The 9,718-nt window shown below is 53.0% G+C and carries 7 protein-coding genes; 6 read left to right on the forward strand and 1 reads right to left on the reverse strand.

The genetic code is table 11. The features are described from left to right. Window positions 1-397, forward strand: a 397-nt coding sequence (locus AC5OW4_RS12720; RefSeq protein ID WP_493677040.1) for an ankyrin repeat domain-containing protein, incomplete at its 5' end; no start/stop codon positions are given. A 125-nt stretch (window positions 398-522) separates the two neighbouring features. On the opposite strand, the gene AC5OW4_RS12725 is transcribed toward AC5OW4_RS12720, so the two are convergent. Continuing rightward, window positions 523-1,422, reverse strand: a complete 900-nt coding sequence (locus AC5OW4_RS12725) for a D-isomer specific 2-hydroxyacid dehydrogenase family protein (protein ID WP_072685639.1) — start codon at window positions 1,420-1,422, stop codon at window positions 523-525. Window positions 1,423-1,687: 265 nt separating this feature from the next. On the opposite strand from AC5OW4_RS12725, the gene AC5OW4_RS12730 reads away from it, so the two are divergent. The 5 genes from AC5OW4_RS12730 to AC5OW4_RS12750 all read left to right on the forward strand — a co-directional run. Further along, window positions 1,688-3,205 carry a S41 family peptidase gene (locus AC5OW4_RS12730; RefSeq protein WP_072685640.1) on the forward strand — a complete coding sequence of 506 codons (1,518 nt, stop codon included), beginning with the start codon at window positions 1,688-1,690 and terminating at the stop codon, window positions 3,203-3,205. Beyond that, window positions 3,195-5,174 carry an excinuclease ABC subunit UvrB gene (gene uvrB / locus AC5OW4_RS12735; RefSeq protein WP_072685641.1) on the forward strand — a complete coding sequence of 660 codons (1,980 nt, stop codon included), beginning with the start codon at window positions 3,195-3,197 and terminating at the stop codon, window positions 5,172-5,174. Before AC5OW4_RS12730 ends, uvrB begins: the two co-directional genes overlap by 11 nt. A 242-nt stretch (window positions 5,175-5,416) precedes the next feature. Continuing rightward, a complete protein-coding gene (locus tag AC5OW4_RS12740) occupies window positions 5,417-6,292 on the forward strand; it encodes an NAD(P)H-dependent oxidoreductase (protein ID WP_195397765.1) in 876 nt (291 codons plus the stop codon). Window positions 6,293-6,520: 228 nt separating this feature from the next. Beyond that, complete coding sequence (locus tag AC5OW4_RS12745) at window positions 6,521-8,134, forward strand: PASTA domain-containing protein (RefSeq protein WP_308560359.1); 1,614 nt, start codon at window positions 6,521-6,523, stop codon at window positions 8,132-8,134. Between the two features lie 59 nt (window positions 8,135-8,193). Next, window positions 8,194-9,718 (forward strand): FtsX-like permease family protein (locus AC5OW4_RS12750; protein WP_308560358.1); only part of this gene is annotated, 1,525 nt, incomplete at its 3' end.

Raw genomic sequence — 9,718 nt, forward strand, 5'->3', positions numbered from 1 at the left:
ACGACGCTCTTCCGATCTTGAAACGCCGTTGCTTTTAGCGGCGGGAACTAATAATTTAATGATCGCCCAGCTGCTGATTCAGGCTCAGGCGGACGTGAATCTGCGCTCCAACCGCGGCAGCACGCCGCTCCATCTGGCGGCTTATCGAAACAATGCGCCGTTAACGACGTTGTTGATCGAAGCCGGCGCGGAATTGAACGGCGTCGATCAGGCGGGACAGTCGCCGCTGATCCTGGCTGCCAAAAACGGCAATCTGGACTGCGCGCGCAAACTGATCGAAGCCGGAGCCGACGTGAATCAATGCGATCAGAATCAGAAAAGCGTCCTGGATTACGCGATTCAGGGAGGCTATACGGAAATGGTCGAGCGGCTGTTGGAGGCCGGGGCCGGCGCATAAAACGGGGGCAATGAAAACACTGGCGACGAAGTTTTCAATTTAAATTCAAAAAATGAGACGATAAAAAAACCAGAGCTGAACGGAAGTTCACTCTGGTTTTTGTCCTGTTTAAATCAGGGAGGAGATTAAGCGTTTCGCTGATTCAGGAAATTTTCCATGTTGGCCAGCACCTTCTGTCCCAGCCGGTCGATGCACTGCACCGAATTGCCAGCCGAAGTCCGTAAGCAGCGCACCCGCGGATGATCGAGCAGCGCTTCATCGCCCAATGCCCGTTCGCTGTCGCAGAAGAAATGTGTATCCGGCAGCGCCAGCCAGGCTTTCAGCGCTTCGACGTCGTGGCCCGGACCGATCGACGTGTTGAAGACAATTTTATGATCCCCCAACAACCGGAACTGTTCCGGCCCCATCACAATTGCGTTTTTATTCAGACATTCGCAGATCACGTCGTTCTGCCGCAGCAGTACGTCCAACGGCTGATATTCCATTCCTTCCGCTTCACATTCCGGCTTGCGCGTCCGGCTGTAATACTGAATCCGCGAGCCGAAATGCATCAATCCCCGGGCGATGATCTGGCCTGTGGTTCCCATGCCGAGAATGCCAACCTTCAGATCTGTCAGCTCCAGTGGAACCGGCTTGAACGACGGCTGGCGGTAACCGTTAAGAAAGCCGATCAGCTCGTATAATACATATTCGACAACCCCTTCGTCGCCATAGTCGCGGATGCCCGTTACCGTGATGCCCAATTCCCGTGCCGCGGCGATATCGACGTTGGCGCTCGCTTCTGAATACAGGCTGCAGCACATTCCGATGTAGACGATCGACGGACACTGGCGCAGCACCGAAGCGGGAATTTCCGTCCGCCAGCTGACCAGCACGCAGTCCGCCTGTCCGATCCGCTTTATCAGTTCTCCTTCACTGGTCGGGGAGTTTGGATATTCGATGACTTCCTCCGCCAGCTGACGCAGCCGTGCCTGCGCGCTTTCGTTCATCCCGACGGGTTCGACGATGACACATTGTTTAAACATATTCGTTGTTCCTCCTGCCTTTGATTATATCACGATCAGACTGAAATCTGCCGGTCATCCGAATGATTCGAGGGGAAAGAGGCTGTCTTCGCAGACTGGACGCTGCGGGTGAAACGCTAGGCAAAGGGCGATCTCTGTGCTATACTAGAACTTGAAAAAAGTTAAAGCCGATTTCCGGTTGGAAGATGAAAATCTGTTCAAAATAACAGAGAGGTCAGGCCAAAACGACAAACTGTGGTACAATAAAAAAACTGAGGTGACCCGAATGAGTGAAAATGAAAAGAAAACAGTGAAGATTAAATTAGAACGCCACCTGTGGCCGGATGAGATGCGCGAGCGTCAGCGGCGCAAGCAGGTCACGGCGCTGATGATCGCCTCGCTGGCGGTCGTTTTTATCGTCGGCTTTTTGTTAGGCGGCACGCTTCATCCTGTTCGTTCTTCCGCCGGTGTCGGCGGCACGGTCAATCAAGACAAGTTTGCCCAGGGCAAGCTGGATTCGATTTACAGCATCATGAAAAATGAATGGTATTTCGGCAAGGATGACGAGAATCTGGAACAGGATCTGATCGACAGCGCGCTTTACGGCATGAGCAGCTCGGCGCTGGATCCGCATACCACCTACATGTCGGCGGAACAGACGCTGGCGTTTTCCACCGCGATCGACAACAATTTCGTCGGCATCGGCATTCAGTACAACGCGTCCGGACCGAAGATCGTGACCCGCGTGTTCGCCGATTCCCCGGCCTATCACGCCGGCGTGCAGGTCGGCGATATCCTGATGAAGGCCGATGGGCAGGATCTGACCGATCTGCCGAGCGACGACGTCGCGGATCTGGTGCGCGGCGAGGCTGGGACGCAGGTTGAGCTGGAAGTGCTGCGCGACAACGAACCGGTGACGATGACGATCACCCGCGGCGAGGTCAACAACACGGTCTATGGCGAAATGCTCGACGGATCGCTGGGCTATCTGGAAATCATTTCGTTCGGCTCGACGACCGGCGTGGAATGCGAGCGGTATTTAAGCATGATGAGCGAGCAGGGATTGGAGCGGCTGATCATTGATCTGCGCGACAACGGCGGCGGCTATCTGGACGCGCTGGTCAGCGTATCCAGCCTGTTTCTGCCGGAGGACACACTGATCATGACGCAGGAATACAAGGACGGCCGGCGGGTGGAAAGTCATACGACGGCCGGACAGTTTGAAAATATTCAAGGAATTGTGATCCTGATCAACGGCGATACCGCCAGCGCTTCCGAGGTGCTGACGCTGGCGCTGAAGGAACAGCGCGATGACGTGACGCTGGTTGGCACGCAGAGCTACGGCAAGGGCAGCGTGCAGGTGCAGCGGCCGTTCGCCGACGGTTCAGTGCTGAAATACACGAACTCCCGCTGGCTCTCGCCGAACGAAGAATGGATCAACGGCGTCGGCATCACGCCGGATCAGATCGTCGAGCTGCCGCCGGTGCTGCAGACGACGACGGCTTCCTTTATGATGGAAGAGGACGAAAGTTATACGCTCGATCAGGTCAGCGAGCATGTCGCTTCGGCGCAGAAGGCGCTTGCTTTCCTGGACTATCCGGTCGGCCGCAGCGACGGCTATTTCGACGCTTCGACGGCGCAGGCGCTGCGCCGGTATCAGGCGGAGCATAATTTAGAGGCAAGCGGGGTGCTGGACGCCGCCACGCTGCAGTCATTGGTTTCAGGCGTCCGCTATCGCTGGTCGATGGATAAAAGCATCGACAATCAGCTGCAGAAGGCGGTGAGCATCCTCAATGGCGAATGAACATTTTCAGCTCGTTTCCAAATACAAGCCGACCGGTGATCAGCCCCGTGCGATTGACAAGCTGGTCGCCGGCTTACAGGCCGGTAAGAAAGAACAGGTATTACTGGGCGCGACCGGAACGGGCAAGACGTTTACGATCGGCAATGTGATCGAGCGCGTCAACCGGCCGACGCTGGTGTTCGCCCATAACAAGACGCTGGCCGGCCAGCTGTATTCCGAATTCAAGGAATTGTTTCCGCACAACCGTGTGGAATACTTTGTTTCCAATTTCGATTACTACCAGCCGGAAGCGTACATGCCCAAGACGGATACGTATATTGAAAAGAACGCGATGACCAACGACGAGCTGGACATGCTTCGGATGGCGGCCGTCAACTCCGTACTGGAACGGCGCGACACGATCATCGTCGCCTCCGTCGCCTGCATCTATGCGGCGTCCGATCCGAATCAGTACCGCGACATGTTCTTTACGATCCGCGTAGGCGATCACATCGACCGCAACGATCTTCTGCGCAAGCTGGTCGACCGTCAGTACAAGCGCAACGATATGGACCGGGCGCGCGGGACGTTCCGCGTGCGGGGCGATACGATCGAGGTCAACATGGGGCATACCGACGCGTTCATGCTTCGGATTGAAATGTTTGACGACGAGATCGAACGCATCTGCGAGGTCGATCCGCTGACCGGCAAGCTGCAGAACGCGTACACGGTTTACAACGTCTTCCCGGCCAGCGGCTATGCCCGGCCGAAGGATCAGATTGAACGGGCCTGTCAGGAAATTGAGGAAGAACTGGAGCTGCGCTTGGCCGAATTGGACCGGCAGGGCAAGCTGGTCGAGAAACAGCGGCTGGAACAACGCTGCCGCTATGATCTGGAAGCGCTGCGGGAATTCGGCGTCTGCCCGGGGATCGAGAATTATTCCTCGCATATCGACGGCCGGCCCGCGGGACAGCGGCCGTGGAACCTGTTCGACTATTTCCCGAAGGACTTCTTACTGGTCGTCGACGAGTCGCATGTGTCGCTGCCGCAGATCCGCGGCATGTATAACGGTGACCGGGCGCGCAAGGAAACCTTGGTGGAATACGGGTTCCGCCTGCCCAGCGCGCTGGATAACCGGCCGATGCGTTTTGAAGAATTTGAAACACTCGTTAATCAGGCGATTTATGTTTCCGCAACGCCGGGCAATTACGAGCTGGAAAAAGTCCACGGCGAGGTGGTCGAACAGATCATCCGTCCGACCGGCCTGCTGGACCCGGAAATCACGGTGCGGCCGACACGCGGTCAGATCGACGATCTGCTGGATGAAATCCATCACTGCATCGCGGCCAACGAGCGCGTGCTGATCACGACCTTGACCGTCAAGATGGCGGAAGACCTGACGGATTATCTGAAAAAGAACGATCTGAAGGTTGCCTATCTGCATCATGAAACACTGACGCTGGAGCGCACGGAAACGATCCGCGACCTGCGCCGGGGCAAATATGACGTGCTGGTCGGCATCAACCTGCTTCGCGAGGGCATTGATATTCCGGAAGTATCGCTGGTCGCAATACTGGACGCCGACAAGGAAGGCTTTTTGCGTTCAGAGCGCTCGCTGATCCAGACGATTGGCCGGGCCGCCCGAAACGCGCATGGCCGCGTCGTCATGTATGGCGATAAGATGACCGATTCGATGAAGAAAGCGATTGAAGAAACCAACCGCCGACGTGCGATTCAGATCGCCTACAACGAAGAACATCACATCACGCCGACGACGATCGTCAAGGACATCGGCGAAGCGATCCATGGCAAGGAAACACAGGAAATGGCCGCCCGCTACATGAAGAAAAAATCCAAGCTGGGCAAAAAGGAACAACAGAAGCTGATCGACAATCTTGAGAAGGAGATGAAAGACGCCGCCCGGGTGCTCGATTTCGAGCGTGCTGCCGAGCTGCGCGACATGCTTCTGGAACTCAAGGCCGCGCTGTAAACTGTTAAAATGGGATATAAACCGGCGTTTTCGCCGGTTTATTGCTTTGTGAGAGCTTGGACATCGTCGAAATTTGTGCTACAATAGATCCCGGAAGCCGGAAATTCTCCGGCAGAGCTTTAGTTCTTTCTTGCTCGTTAAACTCGAAAACTGAGCTTTTAGTTTTTCCTGCTCACAAAACTCGGAAACTGAGCTTTTGGTCGATCCTGCTCACAAAACTCGGAAAACGCAAGGAGGAAAGCATGAAAAAACTGATTCTCATTTTGACTGCGGTTCTGATGCTGGCGGGCTGCGCCGCTCAGACGCCACAAGCCACCCCAACGCCGGAAACCACGCCGGAAACCACAACGACGCCGGAAAGCACGGCCAAGACCGATTCCTTTACCGGCCCGACCGTCGATTCGGTCACTTCCGCTTCAATCGTTCAGGAAGCCTACATTCAAGATTATACGCCGGCTGGATTCACGGACAGCGATAAGGAAAAAGCGCTGTTTGTCATCGGCGATCCGCGTCACAACAGCGTGCTGTGGGATATGGCCCGCACAGCGATGAAGCACATGGAAGAACAGGGCATGGAAGTGGAAATGCGCGATCTGTATACGATGAACTTCAATCCGGTTCTTTCCGCGGCGGATTTCTATTACGCCAAGGACGGTCAGGGTGAACCGTCGGCAGATATTAAAAAGGAACAGGATCTGGTCAGCCAGGCCGATCATCTGATCTTCGTCTATCCGAACTGGCATGATTCTGAAATCACCATCGTCAAAGGATATAAAGAAAAAGTCTTCGCGAAGAAATTTGCTTATCAGGACGGTGCAAACGGTCTGGAAGGTCTGTTAAAAGACAAGAGCTACTTCACGATCATGAACTGCGGCTACCTCGGCGGCGGACGCGGTTATATCGGCGACGGCGTCGGCATTGAAGATGAAAAATGGGATACTTACATGAACGCCTTCAAGGTCTTTGACGACGATACCTCAGCCTTCTGGGGCACGACTAATTATGGCCGGTTTGTCAACGACCGCACCCCGGGCAATGAATCGGAAAACTATGGGGAAGAAATCGAACAGCTGCGCTCGGATCTGAACGCTTTCCTGGACAAGGTTTACTTCAACTAAATAAACAAAGACGCTGCGCTGGCGATGAAATGCCGGCTGCGGCGTTTTCTTTTGGCTCTTTTGCGACAGGCTCTTTCAAACATGGTATTGGTAAGAAAACCTTTCTTTTTCCGCCACGTTTACGGTTGTCATAAAGATTTAAGAAAATGCGAAATCCGCTATGTTATAATAAATAAGGTTATCAGACACTGTTTGGATTATGGAAAGAAAAAGGAGAGGAGAACCGTAATGGCAGAACCAAAAAAAGATTATTTAAGCTCCCTGGCCTCCGAGATTGAGAAAAAGCCGGACAGCTTCAAAGAAGAAAAAGTGGAACGTATCGTCAAGCCGAAGCGCAGCGTGGATCCGAAGATTATGATCGGCGCAGCCGCGGCTTTGATCATCGCGATCATCGGCGTGTATTTCCTGTTTTTTGCCCCGAAGATCAAGGTTGAGAACTTCGTCGGCAAGACGACCAACGACGTTGGAATCTGGGCGAAGGAAAACGGCATCGACACCAAGAATATCGTCATGAATCAGGTATATTCCATGGATTATGACGCCGATCAGATCATTTCCCAGAATAAAAAAGAAGGCAGCAAGATCAAGAAGGATTCAACCTTGATTTTCGAGGTGTCCAAGGGCGCCGATCCCGATGAGAAGATCGAATTCCCGGATATCAAGAACATGACGCTCAGCGAGATCAACGACTGGATCAGCAAGAACAAGCTGTTGAAGGTGAAGGTGAATACCGTTTACAGCGACACGGTGGAAAAGGATCAGGTCATTTCCTTCGATCTGAAATCCGTGAATGAAAACAACTTCACGCGCGGCACCAATCTGACGATCAGCGTATCCAAGGGACCGCAGCCGGCGGGTGAGGTTACCGTCGACGACTTCGTGAAGAAGGAAGTGTCCAGCGCTGAAGCCTGGGCGAAAAGCAAGAAGGTCGAGCTGGAGATCGTCGAGGTTTACCATGATACGATCGCGACCGGACTGATCGTTTCCCAGTCGATCGAATCCGGCAAAACGATGAAGCAGGGCGATACGCTGACCTTGACCGTTTCCAAGGGGAAAGCCGTCAAGGTTCCGCAATTAGTCGGTTATACGAAGGATCAGCTGGAAGCCTGGGCCGCGAACAAGGAAAACGCGGTTTCGATCGTGAAGAAAGAAGTTTACAGCGACGCGCCGGCCGGCAGCGTCATCTCGCAGTCGATTAAGGCGGGCAGCCAGGTCGATTCCGGCACGGTTCTGGAACTGACAATTTCACTGTATATGCCGCAGCTGCAGACCAACAGCCGCGAATATCTGGGCAAGGATTACCTGGCGTTGAACGCGTGGGTTGACGATGTCAATTACCGCGGCGCCAGCATCACGGCAGGCGCATGGGACGGCGAAGAGTGCTCGGATGAATATCCGACACCGGGCCAGATCATCAGCTATCACTGCATGGCTAATGATGGAACAGATCTGCCGCACGGCTGCGACCGGCCATTGCCGCTGAATGCGAAGATCGGATATAAGAAATCCACCGGCGGCTGTACGCCGAAGCCGGAGGAACCGAAAGAGGTTCAGATCGGCCTGACGCCGCTGGGCTCGGAGGCCGCGATGAAGTCGTTCTGCGATGAGAATAAATTGGCTTGCAGCTTCACTTACGTGTCAACAAATGATTCAGCAGGTACAGGCAAAGAAGACGGACAGATTAGTGTGAAGAAAGGCGGAGAGCCGGTAGATCCGAATACAACTGTGAAAGCTGGCGACGCTTTAAGCATAGAAGTATTCTATAACCCGGATAAATTAAATAATCCGGACAAGAATGACGAAAATCAGAACGGCAATGAGGGCAGCCCGGCCGCTGAATAAAGCGGAAGACTGTGTCTCTGAACTGTTGACAGTCTGAATTTTAACCTCAGAAGGGAAGAATGAGAATTATGAATTTTTTCAATCGAGCGCTTAAGAATGTGACCAGGAAGATTTCCAAATCGGTTCTTCTGGCCGTAACCTTTTTCCTGATTGGCAATCTGGTCATCATTGGACTGGGGATCAATAACGCGGCTGAAAATGCAAAGATTCTGACCCGCCAGAAAATGCGGGCGGTCGTTTCGCTGGAATTGGATTATACGGCCTATTACAACGACGCGGATAAGATCACCGATGACGATGAACGTGAAGCATTTTATAAAAATCCGCCGCGGTTAACGATGGATAAGATTGAAAAATTGAAAGCGGACAGCCGGGTCAAGGCGGTCAACTTCATCTCTACTCAGCAGATGTATTCCCAAGATTTCGAATCGGTTCCGCTGAATAATGAGTTTGACAGTAATTACAAGCCGCAGGAAAACACAGAGTCGGAAGTCGACGGCGCTGTTTCTGTGATGTCTTATAGTTGGAAGCCGGCGGATCTGCGCGTGCAGACCAATCGCTATCCGGATATGATCGAATTCCAGGACGGTACCTATGAGATGCTGGAAGGGCGTTTCTACACCCAGGAAGAGATTGATAATTCCGCTGCCGTCGTCTGCGTTCCGCAGGAACTGGCAGAGCTGAACAACCTGCACGTCGGCGACACGATCAGCGTCAACATCACTGATTCTTCGCAGATCGAGCAGATGGAAGGCTCGGGAATTACCGAGGAGGATCTGCTTCTTTCTCTGGAAATCATCGGCATCTATAAAAGCAACGAACAGCTGGATCCGAATTCTGACGAATATAAATGGATGGCCCGTTATGAATCGCCGCAGAACACGCTGTTGATGCCAGCGACGACCGCTTCCGACAAATATTATGATTTCTACGTTAAATCGTATCGTTATTATATGACGACGACGCCGGAATATTATAAAGAGGAAGACATCATGGCGAAGGAAGATTACGGCATGGCTTCCAAAGCCGTTTATCTTTTAGAGGATCCGCTGCAGGTCGATCAATTTGTTGAGGATTATCAGGATCAGACCGGCAATTATGTCATTCTGAACGCCAATAACGATACGTTTAAGAAACTGGCGCGGCCGCTGGATACGCTGTCGCTGTTCTCCAACATCATCGTCTGGATCGTCGTGATCAACGCCGTCGTCATCATCACCCTCGTCACAGCCTTAACGCTGAAAACGCGTGAGTATGAAATCGGCGTGCTGCTTTCGATCGGCGTATCCAAGATGAAAATCGTGGCGCAGTTCTTCGTCGAACTGATCATCGTCGCGCTGATTGGCTTCACCCTGTCGGTCGCCAGCGGTTCGTTAGTCGCCAAACAGGTTGGCAAGATGGTGCTGAACTATCAGGTCGATACGGAAAACAAATACGCGGATGAGAATGACAACAACAATAACTTCTATTATGGCGAAACCAATTACTTCACCGAGATCACTCAGGATGATCTGTTAGAAGAATACAACGTGCAGATCAATCCGATGATCATTGGAGAAATCTATATTCTGGGCATCGGCGTTG

It is taken from the genome of Holdemania sp. (genome assembly GCF_986127675.1).